Below are 16,614 nucleotides of genomic sequence, written 5' to 3'. Positions count from 1 at the left end.
TCAGCCCAGCTGCTCGTGCAGGAACGTCAGCGTGCTCTCCCAGGCCTGCGCGGCCGGTCCGGGGGCGTATACCTCCGGGTGGCCGTCGTTGAAGAAGGCGTGCCCGGCGGGGTAGAGGCGCAGGTCGGCGGTGACGCCGGACTGCCGCTCGACCGCTTCGCTCAGCTCTGTGAGGCTGTCGAGCGGAACGGTGCTGTCGAGCTCGCCGTAGTGACCCTGGATCTGGGCCTTCAGACCCGAGAAGTCCGGCAGGGGGCCCTGGATCACTCCGTAGAAGGGCACCGCGGCACTGACGCGCGGATCGGCCGCGGCCTGCTGGATCACGAAGCCGCCGCCCATGCAGAAGCCGACCGATCCCACGGTGCCCGACGTGACCTCGGGCAGCCCCAGCAGGTGGTCGACGGCGCCGGACAGCAGCTCGACGCCGTGCTCCACCGGAAGCTCCCGCATCATCCGGAACGCTTCTCCGCTGTCGTGCGCGACGTTGCCGCCGTAGAGGTCGGGTGCGAGGACGACGAAGCCCTCCGCCGCGAGCCGGTCGGCGACATTCGCGATGTGGTCGGTCAGACCCCACCACTCCTGGATGACGATGACGCCGGGACCCTGTCCGGTCGGCGGAAGCGCGAGATAGCCGTGCGCGGAGCCCCCGGCGCTGGGGAAGGTCACGTTCTGGTGGGCCGGGGCCCCGGTCGGCTTCGGCAGTTCGGTCATGGCGGTCAGCTCCTGCGGGACGGCGTCCGGGGCGACGGACCGGCCCCGAGTCGATCACCACCCTTTCATGCGCGGGGAGATGGAGGGACAGAGCATTCGTCGTGCAGGCGTTGCCACGTCTGTTGCGGGTCGGCCTGCTGGAGACATTGGAAAACAAACATCACGCCCCCGCCCGTGCCCGCGAGAGAGGACAGTGCCAGGCCCGGGTCGACCAGCAGTCCGGGCTCCTCGCGCCGGTCTGCCCGATCCGGCTCTTCGATGACGGCGAGCGCGGTGCTGCTCCTGCCCACCGCGCGGGACTTCTCGCTGTCCGCCGGGCCGCCGTACAGCACCCAGGTCGCCCCTCCCGCTATGGAGGCCAGGTGGTAACGGTCACGGCCGTGAGTGATGGCGTCGAGAGCCTCGCCGACGGTGATGTCCCCGCGCACGGTACGGCTCTCGCCAATCGTGCGGTACGGGGAATCGTCGTCCCCCGCATGGACCCTGTCACGGTCGATGTGCAGCGTGATCGTGTGCTCTGTCATCAGATGGCTCCGTTCGAAGTCGCGCCTGCCGGCATGCCGCTCATCGAGGAGGGCCGGGACCCGTCCTCGACGAGCGGCATGCCGGCAGACATCAGCTACTTTCCGCCGTCGGCCCGACGGCCGTGCCTCACTTCAGGTGCCGGGCGAAGAACCGGGCCCCGTCCTCCATCTCGGACCGCGGGACACCGGCGTGCCCGCCGAGGTTGGCGTGCAGGGACTTCTCCTTGGAGCCGAAGGCGTCGAACAGGTCGAGTGCCGCCTGCCGGTCGTTCCCTTCGTCGTCCCACTGCAACAGGACCCGCAGCGGAACGGTGACCTGGCGGGCCTCTTCAAGGATGGCGGCGGGAATGAAACTCCCGGCGTAGAAGCCGGCCACCGCGATGCGCGGCTCGACCACCGCAAGGCGGACGCCGATGGAGATCACTCCCCCCTCGTACGCGACCGGGCCGCCGATCTCCGGCAGCGAAAGGAGGGCGTCCAGGGCGGTCCGCCATTCCGGGACCGACTTTTCGACCAGCGGGAGGACGAGGGCGTCGATGATCTCGTCGGTCACCGGCTCGCCTGCCTCCATCGCCCGGCGCAGGTCGGCGCGGGCCTGCTCGGCGGCGGCCCAACGGGGCCGGTCACCGCTCCCGGGGAGCTCGATGGTGGCCGCGGCCCAGCCGTACTTCGTCGCGTAGTGCCGGGCCCGCCCCGCCAGCCGGGGGTGCATCTTGCGCAGTCCGAGGGGAGGGGGGCTGATCAGGATCAGCGGCGTCGGTGCGGATACGGATGAGGGCGTCCACAGGATGCCGGGGATCTCGCCGAGGGTGAATTCGCGTTCGATGACGCCGTCGTCGAGGTGTTGTTCAGAAGTGAATTGCATGGTCGTGCCTTTCGGGAGGGCTCAGAGACGGCGCTCCCGGACGACCTATCGCCCGACCATGACCCCAGAGGGGAGCACCCATGTCGATACTGTGTTCACGGGTACCACCTCCTCGTTCTCTTGCACGGCCACCGGAAAATTAGCAGTGGTCGCGGTGGTCCGCAAACGGGTTTTTGCGGAGGCTCGGTGGCGACGGCTGAGGCGGACAGAAGCGTCGCAGCGGCGAGGCTGCCCCAGAGGGCGGCCGAGCCGTGGGGTGCGAGAGCGGTGATGACCGCCGGGGAGACGGCGAGGCCGAAGCCCGTCGAGAGCTGGAAGCGCGCCAGGACGCGCCCCAGGACATGGGCCGGTGCGATGGCGGTGACGAGCGCGGTGGCGCTGCCGGCATAGATGATCTCGCCGATGGTGCAGATCACGGACACCGCGGCGACGGCCGGGGCACCCCAGCCGTGTCCGAGTGAGGTGGCCGCGAGGAAGCCGAGGTAGGACACGGTGAGCACCACGCCGGCGAGAGCCAGTACGGTCCGCCGGGGGAAGCGGGACATCAGGACGGTGACCGGAACCTGCAGGGTGACCACCAGCACCGTGTTGGCCACGAAGATGGCTGCCGACCACATCGGGGATGCGTGCAGTTGTGTCACCAGGACCAGGGGAAGCGCGATTTCGGTGACGTTGAGGCAGAAGGCGTAGGCCACGTTGGCGGCGAGCAGCGCGCGCATCCGGGGTGCGGGCTCGTCGCCCCTGTCCTTCCTGTCCTTCCTGTCCTTGGCCGGGGCAGCGGCCGGATACGCGCGCAGGTGGACCGACCACGCCAAGGCCGCAGCAGCGAGATAGGCGAGCCCGGTCACGGCCGCCAGCGCCTGCATCGCGGTGGTGCCGCCCGCCAGGCATGCGGTGGCGACGAGGGCGCCCGCGCCCATGCCGGCGTTGCGCAGGGCGCGGCCTCCCGCGAGAGCGGCATCGCGTTCGCGGCCGTGGGCGACCGTGGCCACGAGGGCTGCGTGGGCGGCCGGCCAGGCCTGGTTGCCGATGCCGAGGAAGAGTGCCGCCGTCGCGAACAGCCCGACGTGCCCTGCCGGGGCGGCCAGCAGAAGCGCCACGCCCAGCACGCGCACCAGCATCGACGCTGCCACGACCGTGCTGCGTGCACCCCGGTCCAGCCATCGGCCGACCGCGGGCATGCACACCAGGCCCACGACGGTGCCGACCGTCATGGCGATGCCGGTGGCCGACGCGGACAGCCTGAGCACGGTCACCCCGTACAGCAGCAGAAAGGGCCGCAGCATGCCGGTGCCGAGCGCGTCCACGGCCAGGGCGACGGCATAGCGGGGGCCTCCGGAGGCACGGACGAGAGCGCGCGGCTGGAGCTTGGTGGTGGTTGCCATGGCGCCAACGGTGCGTTCGGCCGCCGGGACGGCCGTGCCGGTTGACGGACAACGTCAATCGACGCGGTCGTCGGCGGTCCGAGCACCGAGAATGAGGGGATGACGTTGAGGATCGACATCGGCGGCCTGCCGTCCGGGCGACTGCGGTTCGCCGCTTCCCCGCTGGCCGAGCTGACCGCGATGCTGCACGTGCTGGCCGAACCCGCGCATCACCCGCAGCTCGCCGACTGGGCCGGGGACGTCTGGGCCGGGCTGCGGCCGGAGCTGGCCGAGCGGCTCAGGGAGGCGGAGTTCCTCTGGCGTTCCTCACGAGCCGACTTCCTGGTCCCCGCCCGTCCCCGTCCGACCCTCGCCGAGGAGTTGGACGATGTGGACCGGATCGACGATGAAACGTATGTGACCGCCGCGCTCGTCACCACGTGCGGCAGCAACCGGGTCCACTTCGCCGCGCCGTCGCCCCTCGCCGACCTGACGGCGCGCGAGCGGGCCCTGGATCTGGCCCAGGCCCGCGGCGCGCTCCAAGAGGCCTTCGCGGAACGGCTGCTCGCGGATCCGGCCGCCGTACGGGCGCGGGTGCGTGACACCCTCGAACAGTGCGCCGAGGCCTTCTTCGACGCCGCCTGGACGGGCGTCGCCGTGCGACTCGCCACCGACCTGCGCCTGAAGAACGACCTGCTGAAGCGCCAGGGCACCGGGGCGGCGCTCTCATCGGTCTCCGGCGCCGTCACCCTGGCGCCCGACGGCAACTGCATCATCGTGGACAAGCTGCAGGACAACGCGACCGCCGCCCACGGCGCCGGGGTCACCTTCCTCCCCAGCGTCTTCGGGCGCCCGCACCTGGTGGTGGTCCACGCGCCCGGGTGGCAGCCGGTGGTGCAGTACCCCGTGGCCGAGGCGAGTCCACCGGAGCCGGTATCGCTGGAAACGGTCACGCTACGGCTGGAGGCACTCGCGCATCCGGTACGGCTACGGCTGCTGCGCACCCTGGCCCGCGGCCCGCACACCACCGGTGAGCTGGCCCATGCCTGGGGGCTTTCGCCCCCGGAGGTTTCCCGCCACCTCGCTGTCCTGCGCCGCGCGGACCTGCTCACGGCCCAGCGGGAGGGCCGCTACGTCCGCTACACCCTCAATCTGCATGATCTGACGGCGCTGGGAACCGACCTGCTGGCGGCCGTACTGCGCTGAGTGAACGCCTCGATCGGATGAGATCGGATGAGAGCGGTCAGGAGCCGTCAGGAGCGGCCCGGACATGACCCCGGAGCGGTGGTGTACTAGAGTTATCTCGACATCGAGATAATTGCCCAGGCGCACCGCGACCGTCCAGCCGGTAAGGGTTACCTTACCTGATCGGCGCTGGAGTCGAGGCGGCAACAGAACGCGCACATTGATGAAGGAGACTGTCGTGTCGGCGAACAGCTTCGACGCCCGCAGCACGCTGCGCGTGGGCGACGAGTCGTACGAGATCTTCAAGCTGGACAAGGTCGAGGGCTCCGCGCGCCTCCCTTACAGCCTGAAGGTGCTGCTGGAGAACCTGCTGCGTACGGAGGACGGCGCGAACATCACCGCCGACCACATCCGCGCGCTCGGCGGCTGGGACTCGCAGGCCCAGCCCAGCCAGGAGATCCAGTTCACGCCGGCTCGCGTGATCATGCAGGACTTCACCGGTGTGCCGTGTGTCGTGGACCTCGCCACCATGCGTGAGGCCGTCAAGGAGCTCGGCGGTGACCCGGCGAAGATCAACCCGCTGGCCCCGGCCGAGCTGGTCATCGACCACTCCGTCATCGCCGACAAGTTCGGCACCAAGGACGCGTTCGCCCAGAACGTCGAGCTGGAGTACGGCCGCAACAAGGAGCGCTACCAGTTCCTGCGCTGGGGCCAGACCGCCTTCGACGAGTTCAAGGTCGTCCCCCCGGGCACCGGCATCGTCCACCAGGTGAACATCGAGCACCTCGCTCGTACGGTCATGACCCGCAAGGGCCAGGCCTACCCCGACACCCTCGTCGGCACCGACTCGCACACCACCATGGTCAACGGCCTGGGCGTGCTGGGCTGGGGCGTCGGCGGCATCGAGGCCGAGGCCGCGATGCTGGGCCAGCCGGTCTCCATGCTCATCCCGCGCGTCGTCGGCTTCAAGCTGACCGGCGAGCTGACCCCGGGCACCACCGCCACGGACCTCGTCCTCACGATCACCGAGATGCTGCGCAAGCACGGCGTCGTCGGCAAGTTCGTCGAGTTCTACGGTGAGGGCGTCGCCGCCACCTCCCTCGCGAACCGCGCCACCATCGGCAACATGTCGCCGGAGTTCGGCTCCACCGCCGCGATCTTCCCGATCGACGACGAGACGCTGAAGTACCTCCGTCTGACCGGCCGCGACAAGCAGCAGGTCGCGCTCGTCGAGGCGTACGCCAAGGAGCAGGGCCTCTGGCTGGACCCGGCCGCCGAGCCCGACTTCTCCGAGAAGCTGGAGCTCGACCTCTCCACGGTCGTCCCCTCCATCGCCGGCCCGAAGCGCCCGCAGGACCGCATCGTCCTCGCGAACGCCTCCCAGCAGTTCGCCGTCGACGTGCGCAACTACGTCTCCGACGACGAGGAGGCCGGCAAGGAGTCCTTCCCGGCGTCCGACTCCCCGGCGGCCTCCAACGGCGTCCCGACGAAGCCGACCCCGGTCACGCTGGCCGACGGCACGTCGTTCGAGCTGGACCACGGCGCGGTGACGGTCGCGGCCATCACCTCCTGCACCAACACGTCGAACCCGTACGTGATGGTCGCCGCCGGTCTCGTCGCGAAGAAGGCGGCCGAGAAGGGCCTGACCCGCAAGCCGTGGGTCAAGACCACCCTGGCGCCCGGCTCGAAGGTCGTCACCGACTACTTCGACAAGGCGGGGCTCACCCCCTACCTGAACAAGCTCGGCTTCAACCTGGTCGGCTACGGCTGCACCACCTGCATCGGCAACTCGGGTCCCCTCGAAGAGGAGATCTCGAAGGCGATCAACGACGCCGACCTGGCCGTCACCTCGGTGCTCTCCGGCAACCGTAACTTCGAGGGCCGGATCAACCCCGACGTCAAGATGAACTACCTGGCTTCCCCGCCGCTGGTCGTCGCGTACGCCATCGCAGGTTCGATGAAGGTCGACATCACGTCGGACGCCATCGGCACCGACACCGACGGCAAGCCGGTCTTCCTCAAGGACATCTGGCCGACGGAGGCCGAGGTCAACGAGGTCGTGGCCTCCGCCATCGGCGAGGACATGTTCAACAAGTCCTACCAGGACGTCTTCGCGGGCGACGCCCAGTGGCAGGCCCTGGAGATCCCGACCGGCAACACCTTCGAGTGGGACTCCGAGTCGACGTACGTCCGCAAGCCCCCGTACTTCGAGGGCATGACGATGGAGACGACCCCGGTCGCCGACATCTCGGACGCGCGCGTGCTGGCCAAGCTGGGCGACTCGGTCACCACCGACCACATCTCCCCGGCCAGCTCCATCAAGGCCGACACCCCGGCCGGTCAGTACCTCACGGAGCACGGCATCGAGCGCCGTGACTTCAACTCCTACGGCTCGCGCCGTGGCAACCACGAGGTCATGATCCGCGGCACCTTCGCGAACATCCGCCTGCGCAACCAGATCGCGCCGGGCACCGAGGGCGGCTACACCCGCGACTTCACCGTCGAGGGCGGCCCGGTCTCCTTCATCTACGACGCCTCGCAGAACTACCAGGCCGCCGGCACCCCGCTGGTCGTCCTGGCGGGCAAGGAGTACGGCTCGGGCTCGTCCCGCGACTGGGCCGCCAAGGGCACCGCGCTCCTCGGCGTCAAGGCCGTCATCGCCGAGTCGTACGAGCGCATCCACCGCTCGAACCTCATCGGCATGGGCGTCCTGCCGCTCCAGTACCCGGAAGGCGCCACGGCGGCCTCCCTCGGCCTGACGGGCGAGGAGACGTTCTCCTTCACCGGCGTGACCGAGCTGAACGACGGCGTCATCCCGCGCACCGTCAAGGTCACCACGGACACCGGTGTGGAGTTCGACGGCGTCGTCCGTATCGACACCCCCGGCGAGGCGGACTACTACCGCAACGGCGGCATCCTGCAGTACGTGCTGCGCTCCCTCATCCGCAAGTAAGCGGTACGGGCACGTAGTCGAGGGCCGCACCCCCAGGCGGGGGGTGCGGCCCTCGGTCGTTCCCGCTCAGCCGTTGACGAAGCGCAGGCTGCCCTCGTCGTAACGGGTGCCGGCCACCTTGCCCGCGGGGGCGGCCGCGTCGATCGCCGCCAGCTCCTGCTGCGACAGCTCGACGGCCACGGCGGCGAGGTTCTCCTCCAGGTACTTCTGGCGGCGCGTGCCGGGGATCGGCACCACGTCCGCGCCCCGGTGCTGGACCCAGGCCAGCGCCAACTGGCCCGCGGTGACGCCCTTCTCGGCGGCAAGAGTGTTGAGGTGGTCGACGATCGCCAGGTTCTGTTCGAGGTTGCCGTCCGCGAAGCGCGGCTGGGTACGGCGCATGTCGGACGCCTCCATCCCCTCGACCGAGGTGTAGCGGCCGGTCAGGAACCCCCGGCCGAGCGGTGAGAACGGCACCAGGCCGACCCCGAGCTCACGGCAGACCGGGGCGATCTCCGCCTCCAAGTCCCGTGTCCACAGCGACCATTCGCTCTGCAGTGCCGCGATGGGGTGCACCGCGTGTGCGCGGCGGATCGTCTCCGCACCCGCCTCGGAGAGGCCGAGGTGGCGCACCTTTCCGGCCTGTACGAGCTCGGCCATCGCGCCGACGGTCTCCTCGATCGGCACCTGCGGGTCGACCCGGTGCTGGTAGTAGAGGTCGATGTGGTCGGTGGCGAGGCGGCGCAGCGAGGCCTCGCAGGCCTGCCGTACATAGGCGGCGTCGCCACGGATCGCGGTCGGTTCGCCGAGCTGGTTGGAGAAGCCGAACTTCGTCGCCACGACGGCCTGTTCACGGCGGGCGCCGGTGAGGGCGCGGCCGATCAGCTCCTCGTTGTGGCCCTGTCCGTAGAAGTCGGAGGTGTCGAGGAGCGTGACGCCGAGGTCGAGGGCGCGGTGGATGGTCGCGATCGACTCACCGTCGTCCGCAGCGCCGTACGCGTGGCTCATGCCCATGCAGCCGAGGCCCTGGGCGGAGGCGGTCAGTGCGCCGAGCCGGCGGGTGGGGAGATTTGAGGTCATGCCTTCGACCGTAGGTCCTGGAGTGCACTCACGAAAATAGTAGCCATGTACTTAATAGCCATGTACTGTATTTCTCATGAGTACGGCATACGAAGGCTCGACACCCGGCTTCCTGGTCTGGCGCCTGTCCATGAAATGGCGGGTCGCCGTAGACCGGGCGGTCGCGCCCCTGGGGCTGACGCACGCGCAGTACTCGCTGCTCGCATCGCTGTACGGCATGGAGTACTCCGGAGTGCAGCCCAGCCAGCGCCAACTCGCCGACCACACAGGCCTGGAGGCGCTGTACGTCTCCAAGCTGGCCCGCGCCTCGGAGTCCGCCGGACTCGTGGAGCGCACGAAGGACCCGGCCGACTCGCGGGCGGTGCGGCTTGCGCTCACGGGGGAGGGGCGTGAGGTCGTGCGGAGCGCGATCAAGGTCGTACAGGAGCTGCACGGACGGATGCTGGCGCCGCTCGGAGGGCTGGGCGGCGCACGTACCAAGGCGCTCGCCAGAGAGCTGACGGCGCTGCTCGACGTATCACTCGACATCATCGAGGAGTAGTCATGACCACTGCACCCACCACCGTCAACGGTCAGGTCATAGGCCAGGCCCACTACGCAACCCGCGCCCTCCTGGAGGGCCTGTTGGTCCAGAGCGGTGCCACCTTCCATCAGACGCTGGGGCTCAACTACGTTGCCACGCGCGGCGGTTCCGCCGACATCGGGGCAATCGTCGACGCGCTGGTCGGCGGGGTGAAGATCGAGGCGGAGCTCGCCCGCACGGTCGTCGACGAACTGATCGCCGCGAAGCTGCTGGAGGCGGCGCCGGGCGACCTGGTCCGGTTCACGGACGCGGGGGCCGAACTGCACGCGAACACCCGCGCTGCGGGCGCCGAGCTCACTGTGCGGCTGTACGGGGACATCCCGGCCGCCGACCTGGAGACCGCGGGCCGCGTCCTGGCCCTGGTCACCGAGCGCGCCAACTCCGAACTGGCGGCGTCCTGATCAGACGGCCGCGTCCGGGCCCTGTGCCCGGACGCGCCGTACCTGTTCCAGGGACTCGCCCAGGTCGGTGAGCCAGGTGTCGGCGTTGCGCTGCACCAGGCGTACGCACCAGGCGAGCGCATCACTCCGGCTGCGTGCCACACCGCCGGCGACCAGGGTGTCCAGGACCTGCCGCTCGGGCTGGCGCAGCCGGGTCATGGCCGGGGCCGACACGTGGGTGAACAGGGCCTGTTCGTCCCCGCAGCGCACGCCCCACGAGACCTTCCTGCGGTACCGGTGCTCGGCGTCCCTGGCGACCGCGATCCGCTCCTCGCGGGTGCGTTCCCGGAACTCCTGGATGCGGCCCTCGACCGCGGCCGCCCGTTCGGCGTCGGACACGTCCTTCGCGAGCTGCGGCTCGGCGATGCGGCCGACGACGGTGATCTCCTCGCGGTCCACGGTGATCTCGGCGGGCTCCTCGAAGAGGCCTTCGGGGAGGCGGCCGGCGAACCAGCCGCGCAATTGCTCGTGCTGTTCGGCTGTAATCATGTAATTAACGTTGCACTGCGGGGAGTTGGAGGCAAGGCGCGTACGCGCACAGCTGAAGTTACGGGCGGCGCTCGGCGCTGACGAAGGCGGACCAGGCGGCCGGGCTGACGGTGAAGTGCGGGCCGTCGGGGTTCTTGGAGTCGCGGATGTGGACGGCGGTGGGGTGGGCGGCGACCTCTACGCACTGGCCGCCCTCGCTGCCGCTGTAGCTCGACTTCCGCCAGTCGTAGGCGACTTCGAGGCAGTCACCGCCTTCGCTGCCGCTGTAGCTCGACTTGAACCAGTTCGGTGCGGTGCTCATTGCTCTCCTAGCAGCCGGTTCAGCAGGCCCTTGGACTGCTCGGGCGTCAGGGCCTGTGATCGCAGCATCGCATATTTGCGCGCCAGGTTGGACACTTCGTCGCGGTCGGAGACCCACTGGCTGCCGCGCTGTGACTCGGTGTACGCCAGATGCTGGTGGTCGGGGGTTTCTACGAGAGTGAAGGCCCCGTCGAGCCCGGCATGCGTCGGCGCGTCCAGTGGCAGGAACTGCATTGCCAGGCCGGGGAGTTCGGCGCAGGCTCGCAGATGGCGCAGCTGGTCCGCGCGCGCCAACGGCTCCAGGTAGGCCAACTTCAGCGCAGCCTCCCACACGACGAAGCTCAGCGTCGGCGGGTATCTGCGGTGCAGGATCTCCTGGCGCTCGATGCGGCCCGCCGTCTTCGCGCCGAGTTCGTCCTCGTCGTACGCGGGCACACGGTTGCGCAGCACCGTACGGGCGCACTCCTCGGTCTGGAGGATGCCCGGCACGGTCAGGACGTCGTACCAGGACAAGGTGATGGCCTCGCGCTCGTGCGCCATGTACTGCTCGGCGTACAGCGGATACTGGTCGATCTCCGGCATCCCCGCCACCGCGACCGCCAATGCCCCCTTCGTGTCGAGGACTTGGTCCATCGCGACAGCCATGTCCGGCAGCAGCGGACGCCTGCCCTGCTCGATCGCGGCGATGGTCGACTCGGCCGCCACCAGACGCTCGGCGAGCGCCGCCTGCGTGAACCCGGCCGCCTTGCGGAACAGGGCCACCAGGTCGCCGACCATCCTCATCGCCGACGGGTTCTTCGGCGGACGCTTTCCCGGGCTCATGACGGTCAATCTCCCCGCCCCCACTCTCCCTTGACCCCACCCGAACCCCGACAGAAAATCTGTCGGGGTCGACGCACTGTACCCAGTGAATCACTGTGCGCGACATTCCCGTTCATGAAACCTGTGAAAGCCGCTTTCCGGGAGCGCTTCTACCGTCGCGAGCGTCAATCCGTCCCCGCCGCGCGGGAGTTCACGCGCGAGGCGCTCGAAGACTGGGGTGTGCGGAGCCGCTCGTACGACATCCTGCTCTGCGTCAGCGAGCTCACCACCAACGCCCTCATTCACGGCGTCCCGCCCGGCCGTGGCTTCCTCCTGCGTGTGCTGCCGTGCGACGACGGGGTGCGTATCGAGGTCCACGACAGCGGCGACGGCGTACCGGCCATAGGGCGGGAGGCGGACCGCGCGGTGAGCGAGAGCGGCCGGGGGCTGCTCCTGGTGGAGGCCCTCGCCGACAAGTGGGACGTGGGGGAGCGGGACCCGGGCAAGGTGGTGTGGTGCGAGTTCGGGTGCCTGGCGTGACCGGCCGGACGTGATCGGCCTCACCTGCCGCCCGGCAGATCGGGTGGGGTAGCCTGGCATTCCATGGCAATAAGTACCGCCCTCTGGTCCTTCGCCCTGGTTGTAGGGCTTCTCACCCTGACTCCTGGACTCGACACCGCGCTGATTCTGCGCACCTCTGCCCTTGGCCGACGCAGGAGAGCGTGGGGTGTCGTCCTCGGAATTCAGACCGGCACCCTGTTGTGGGGTGCGCTCACCTCCCTCGGAGTGACCGCGCTGCTCACGGCTTCCCATCTCGCCTATACGGCGTTGCGCTGGGTCGGTGCCGCTTATCTGGTCTGGATGGCTTTCCGGATGCTCCGGGACACCTTCCGCGCCTCACCCGTTTCGGACACGGACGACTCTCTCCTGTCGGCCGGCGCGGACTCGGTCAGCGGCGGCTGGCGGCAGGGGACGCTCACCAACCTCCTCAACCCGAAGATGGGCGCCTTCTACGTCGCCGTCCTGCCCCAGTTCATCCCCGCGGGCACCAGCCACTTCGCCATGGGGCTCGCGCTCACCACGGTGCACATCTTCATCGGTCTTCTCTGGTCGGCCGTCCTCATCGGCTTCGCCCGTGTCCTGCACACCTGGCTCCGCAAGCCCCGGGCCCGCCGCGCACTCGACCGGATCACCGGGACCGTCGTCGGCGCATTCGGCATCAAGCTGGCGCTCAGCAACTGACCGCAAGGCGCGAAGCCAGGCGTGGACACACACCCCGGGCCACGGCCGTCACGGCCGTGGCCCGGGGTGTGTTCCTGGAGTGACAGGTCAGGAGAGCAGCTCCACCTCCGCGAGGGTCGCCGCGCCCGTGGCCGTGTTCACCAGGCGGTAGTTCTTGTACGTACCGGGGTGCGCCACCGTGAAGACACGGGTCTGCTTGTCCCAGCTGAACGACTCACCGGCGCGCTGGTCCAGCGAGGTCCACTTCTCACCGTCGTCGGAGCCCTGCAGGGTCCAGGCCGTCGGCGCCTTCGCCTTGTCGGACGAGGTGAGGGTGTACTGGACCGTGCGCGTCGGGCCCGCCACCGGGAGGTCCGTCGAGGTGAACTCCCCCGATGTGGCGGAGGTGTTGTCGAACAGCGGGCCGGTCCCGGTGATCTTGTCCTCGCGCGGGGCGGGGACCTTGTCGTCCTTGGTGATGGAGACGGGCGCCGCGTTCTTGCCCGTACCCCAGTCGGACGGCTTCGAGCCCATCGAGAAGTCCAGGGTGCCGCCGCGCTCCAGAAGGTCGTTCGGGAGGGCGGTGGAGTTCCAGGACTTGCCGTTCACCTTCAGCGACTGGATGTAGATGTTCTTGTCGCTGTTCTTCGGTGCCTTCACCACCAGGTCGTGGCCGTTCTCCAGGTGGACCGTCGCCTTGGTGAACTGCGGGGAGCCGATGGCGTATTCGCCGCTGCCCATGACGAGCGGGTAGAAGCCGAGCGAGGAGAAGAGGTACCAGGCCGACTGCTCGCCGTTGTCCTCGTCGCCGTGGTAGCCCTGGCCGATCTCGCTGCCCGTGTAGAGGCGGCTCATGACCTCGCGGACCTTCTCCTGGGTCTTGGAGGGCTGGCCGGCCGCGTCGTACATGTACGTGATGTGGTGGGCGACCTGGTTGCTGTGCCCGTACTGGCCCATCCGCACGTCGCGCGCCTCGGTCATCTCGTGGATGACACCGCCGTACGATCCCGCGAACTCGGGGGAAGCGGTCTCGGGCGTCGAGAAGTACGTGTCGAGCTTCTTGGCGAGGCCGTCGCGGCCGCCGTAGAGGTTGGCGAGGCCGAGCGAGTCCTGCGGGGCGGTGAAGGCCATGCCCCAGGCGTTGGTCTCCGTGTAGTCGTAGCCCCAGACGCGCGGGTCGAACTTGTCGGAGTCCACGCGCCAGTCGCCCTTGGCGTCCTTGCCCTGGAAGAAGCCGGCCTTGGAGTCGAAGAGCTTGACGTAGTCCTGGGCGCGGTTGAGGAAGTACGCGGACTCTTCCTTGTAGCGCTTCTCGTGCGTCTTCTTGTAGAGGGCATCGCCCATCTTGGCGATGCCGTAGTCGTTGACGTAACCCTCCATCGCCCAGGACATGCCCTCCCCGGTGGAGGTCGAGGTGTATCCGAGGAAGGGAGAGGTGTCCATGCCCTTACGGCCGACGCCCGAGCTGGGCGGGACGACCGTGGCGTTCTTCAGGGCCGCCTCGTACGCCGCCTTCGCGTCGAAGTTGGTGACGCCCTTGACGTACGCGTCCGCGAAGGCCACGTCCGAGCTGGTGCCGGTCATCAGGTCCGCGTAGCCGGGGGACGACCAGCGCGATGTCCAGCCGCCGTCCTTGTACTGCTGCACGAAACCGTCGACGAGCGTGCCGGCCTTCTTCGGGGTGAGGAAGGAGTACGCGGGCCAGGTCGTGCGGTAGGTGTCCCAGAAGCCGTTGTTGACGTAGACCTGACCGTCGACGATCTTCGCGCCGGTCTGGGTCGGGGTGTTCTCGCCGGTCGCCTTGGAGAAGGGGCTGGCGTACTGGACCTTCGAACCGACCTTCTCCGAGCCCGAGTTGGGGTACAGGTACAGCCGGTAGAGCGAGGAGTAGAGGGTGGTGAGCTGGTCCTGGGTCGCGCCCTCGACCTCCACCTTCTTGAGGATCTTGTCCCAGGCGGACTGGGCGCGGTTCTCGGTGCTCGCGAAGGTCGCGGAGGCCGGGAGCTCCTGGCGCAGGTTGTCCTTCGCCTGGTCCAGGCTGATCAGCGAGGTCGCCATCTTGAGGGTGACGGTCTTGTTCTTGCCGGGCTTGAAGCGCAGGTAGCCGGTGACGTCGTCGCCGCCTCCGCCCGTGAGCTTGCCGCCCGCGGTGACGGGGGTGTCGAAGGTCCCGTATACGAAGAGCCTGGTCGCCCCGGTGGAGCCGCCGCTCTTGACGTCCGAGAAGCCGGAGAAGGAGCCCGTGGCCGGGTCGAGGGTCAGACCGCCGTCGTTGGAGATGTTGTCGAAGATCATGCTGGCGTCATCACCGGGATAGGTGAACCGCATCATCGCCGCATGGTCGGTCGGCGTCATCTCCGCCTTGAGACCGTTCTCGAACGTGACGCCGTAGTAGTGCGGCTTCGCGATCTCGTTCTCGTGGCGGAAGGGCATGGCCCGCTTGGTGCGGTCGGCGTCCGGGGTGCCGGAGGCCACCGACGGCATCAGCTGGAAGGTCTGCCGGTCGCCCATCCAGGGGCTCGGCTCATGGCTCGCCGCGAAGGCCTGGAGTGTCGGCATGTTGTCCGCGTTGTTGCCGCGGGCGTAGTCGTACAGCCAGCTCGTGGAGCCGGCGTTGGTCACCGGCGTCCAGAAGTTGAAGCCGTTGGGCACGGCGGTCGCGGGGAAGTTGTTGCCGCGCGAGAAGGAGCCGCTGGAGTTGGTGCCGCGGGTGGTCAGCGCGTAGTCCGAAAGGTGCGCCAGCCGCTTCTCCGGGGCCTTCGGGGCGATCGTGATGTCGTCGATCCAGCCCTGGAACTTCGCCGGGCCCTTGGGGGAGTCGTACGCCACCAGGACACGGTCGACCGTCTTGCCGTACGCGACCGAGCCGATCCGCGAGGCGACCGCGTTCCACTGGTTGACGTACAGCCGCTTGGCCGCGCCCTGGCCCTGCGGCGTCAGCGTCCCGCCGTTGCTGTCGAGGGCGCCCAGGTCACTCAGATAGGTGCCGTCGGTGAAGGCCAGGTCGACCGAGACATTGGTGGCGGGGTAGTTCAGATCGGTCTCCGCCATCGAGGGGAAGACCTTGTAGGAGAGCTGGGTGTCCCGGGCGATGCGGGTGTTGACGTCGAAGACCTTGTTGTACGAGTACGCGTGCCCGGTGCCCGACTGCGTACCCGCGTAACGGAGCGCCTTCGTCCCCGTGAAGCCGGCCCGCGCCTTCGCGGTGGGGGATCCGGTGGGGCCGCTGTCGACCAGGGTGCGCATGTCGGTCGGCGCCGGTGTGCTGGTGTCACCGTTCGAGAATTGAACGTCGGCGAGCTGGAGGGCGTCCGTCGCCCCTCCGTTGCCGGTGATGTCAAGACGGTAGTGCGCATACGCCGTGTCATTGGCGAAGTCGTACGACTTGGTCTGGAGACGCCCGCTGAAGGTCTCGCCCTTGCGGGTGTCCAGCGTCTTCCAGGTGGTGCCGTCGGCGGAGCCCTGGAGCGTCCAGTCCTTCGGGTCGCGCTCGGCGTGGTCGTTGGCCGATGTGAGGGCGTACGTCACGACCTTGACCGGTTCGTCCAGGTCGAACTCGGTCCAGGCGGTCGGGGAGAACGCCAGCCACTTCGTGGAGGGCTGCCCGTCGATGAGGTTCTCCTTCACCTCCCCGCCGCCGCTGTTCTCGCCGCTGGCCCGGACGTCGGTGACCCGGTCCGTGACATTGCCCGGTATTCCGCTGGTAAATCCGCCTTCGACACCTGAAGCGCGCTTCTGACCGTCGGGCCCCACTTCGACGGTGTTGCGCCAGTCGGGCTGCGGCTGTCCCGTCTCGAAGGAGGAGCTGAACTCACCCCCCGGCCCCTGTGGTTGCGCGGGCCGGGCCACGGCGGCCCCCTGAGCCGAGACGACGAGCGCGAAGGCTGTCGCCATCAGGACGGTTACGGAATTCAATCGGTGCCGGGGTCTGGGCAGCATGAAGGACGTCCTCCCAAGGATGCGATCTGGACAACGTTGTCATTGTGATGCGCAGGGACAAGTAGGAAGGCAAGTGCCCAGTGGTGTCAAGGCTGTTGGACGTGTCGGTGGGGTGTTTCGCACGGATGCGGAATATGCCCGTCCAGTGCGCTGCGCCGGAGCCCCAGATGTCCGTGAGGT

The 16,614-nt window shown here is 68.8% G+C and carries 15 protein-coding genes; 6 read left to right on the top strand and 9 right to left on the bottom strand.

Translation table 11 applies throughout. The features are described from left to right. The 4 genes from J0695_RS17465 to J0695_RS17450 all read right to left on the bottom strand — a co-directional run bounded on the left by J0695_RS17465 (window position 1) and on the right by J0695_RS17450 (window position 3,485). Window positions 1–711, bottom strand: a complete 711-nt coding sequence (locus J0695_RS17465) for a dienelactone hydrolase family protein (RefSeq protein ID WP_206962997.1) — start codon at window positions 709–711, stop codon at window positions 1–3. Window positions 712–776: 65 nt separating this feature from the next. Next, the gene (locus tag J0695_RS17460; RefSeq protein ID WP_206962996.1) at window positions 777–1,235 is read right to left on the bottom strand and encodes a hypothetical protein; all 459 of its coding nucleotides are present in this window, start codon (window positions 1,233–1,235) and stop codon (window positions 777–779) included. A gap of 127 nt (window positions 1,236–1,362) precedes the next feature. Continuing rightward, complete coding sequence (locus tag J0695_RS17455) at window positions 1,363–2,100, bottom strand: alpha/beta hydrolase (RefSeq protein WP_206962995.1); 738 nt, start codon at window positions 2,098–2,100, stop codon at window positions 1,363–1,365. 95 nt (window positions 2,101–2,195) lie between these two features. Further along, window positions 2,196–3,485, bottom strand: coding sequence for an MFS transporter (locus tag J0695_RS17450; protein ID WP_242552790.1), 1,290 nt, complete (start codon window positions 3,483–3,485; stop codon window positions 2,196–2,198). 99 nt (window positions 3,486–3,584) lie between these two features. On the opposite strand from J0695_RS17450, the gene J0695_RS17445 reads away from it, so the two are divergent. Next, window positions 3,585–4,670, top strand: coding sequence for a helix-turn-helix domain-containing protein (locus tag J0695_RS17445; RefSeq protein WP_206962994.1), 1,086 nt, complete (start codon window positions 3,585–3,587; stop codon window positions 4,668–4,670). 217 nt (window positions 4,671–4,887) lie between these two features. Continuing rightward, window positions 4,888–7,602, top strand: a complete 2,715-nt coding sequence (gene acnA, locus J0695_RS17440; RefSeq protein WP_307798666.1) for an aconitate hydratase AcnA — start codon at window positions 4,888–4,890, stop codon at window positions 7,600–7,602. A gap of 66 nt (window positions 7,603–7,668) precedes the next feature. On the opposite strand, the gene J0695_RS17435 is transcribed toward acnA, so the two are convergent. Next, window positions 7,669–8,661, bottom strand: coding sequence for an aldo/keto reductase (locus tag J0695_RS17435; RefSeq protein WP_206962992.1), 993 nt, complete (start codon window positions 8,659–8,661; stop codon window positions 7,669–7,671). Window positions 8,662–8,737: 76 nt separating this feature from the next. Between J0695_RS17435 and J0695_RS17430 the strand changes: the two genes are divergently transcribed. Next, window positions 8,738–9,202, top strand: coding sequence for a MarR family winged helix-turn-helix transcriptional regulator (locus J0695_RS17430; RefSeq protein ID WP_206962991.1), 465 nt, complete (start codon window positions 8,738–8,740; stop codon window positions 9,200–9,202). Window positions 9,203–9,204: 2 nt separating this feature from the next. After that, the gene (locus J0695_RS17425) at window positions 9,205–9,645 is read left to right on the top strand and encodes a winged helix DNA-binding protein (protein ID WP_206962990.1); all 441 of its coding nucleotides are present in this window, start codon (window positions 9,205–9,207) and stop codon (window positions 9,643–9,645) included. Here J0695_RS17425 and abmR read toward each other — a convergent pair whose 3' ends face one another. Genes abmR through J0695_RS17410 form a run of 3 tightly spaced genes read right to left on the bottom strand, consistent with a single transcriptional unit; the run spans window position 9,646 to window position 11,295 of the window. Then, window positions 9,646–10,173 (bottom strand): ATP-binding transcription factor AbmR, encoded by a 528-nt coding sequence (gene abmR, locus J0695_RS17420; RefSeq protein ID WP_206962989.1) that lies wholly within the window; start codon window positions 10,171–10,173, stop codon window positions 9,646–9,648. Window positions 10,174–10,231: 58 nt separating this feature from the next. Next, window positions 10,232–10,474 (bottom strand): DUF397 domain-containing protein, encoded by a 243-nt coding sequence (locus tag J0695_RS17415; protein WP_206962988.1) that lies wholly within the window; start codon window positions 10,472–10,474, stop codon window positions 10,232–10,234. Next, window positions 10,471–11,295, bottom strand: a complete 825-nt coding sequence (locus J0695_RS17410; protein ID WP_206962987.1) for a helix-turn-helix domain-containing protein — start codon at window positions 11,293–11,295, stop codon at window positions 10,471–10,473. The genes J0695_RS17415 and J0695_RS17410 overlap by 4 nt, the downstream gene beginning before the upstream one ends. A gap of 114 nt (window positions 11,296–11,409) precedes the next feature. Here J0695_RS17410 and J0695_RS17405 point away from each other — a divergent pair, with 114 nt between their 5' ends. Together J0695_RS17405 and J0695_RS17400 are read left to right on the top strand one after the other, a co-directional pair. Continuing rightward, window positions 11,410–11,814, top strand: a complete 405-nt coding sequence (locus J0695_RS17405; RefSeq protein ID WP_206962986.1) for an ATP-binding protein — start codon at window positions 11,410–11,412, stop codon at window positions 11,812–11,814. Window positions 11,815–11,877: 63 nt separating this feature from the next. Further along, window positions 11,878–12,516: a LysE family translocator gene (locus J0695_RS17400; RefSeq protein ID WP_206962985.1), complete on the top strand. Its 639-nt coding sequence runs from the start codon at window positions 11,878–11,880 to the stop codon at window positions 12,514–12,516. An 87-nt stretch (window positions 12,517–12,603) separates the two neighbouring features. On the opposite strand, the gene J0695_RS17395 is transcribed toward J0695_RS17400, so the two are convergent. Next, window positions 12,604–16,434: a GH92 family glycosyl hydrolase gene (locus tag J0695_RS17395; protein WP_206962984.1), complete on the bottom strand. Its 3,831-nt coding sequence runs from the start codon at window positions 16,432–16,434 to the stop codon at window positions 12,604–12,606. Window positions 16,435–16,614: the final 180 nt, after the last annotated feature.

This window comes from Streptomyces beijiangensis, from assembly GCF_017315755.1.
GTDB lineage: Bacteria > Actinomycetota > Actinomycetes > Streptomycetales > Streptomycetaceae > Streptomyces > Streptomyces beijiangensis.
The sequence above is the reverse complement of the archived record's forward strand: the minus strand, read 5'-3'. Positions and strand labels throughout refer to the sequence as shown.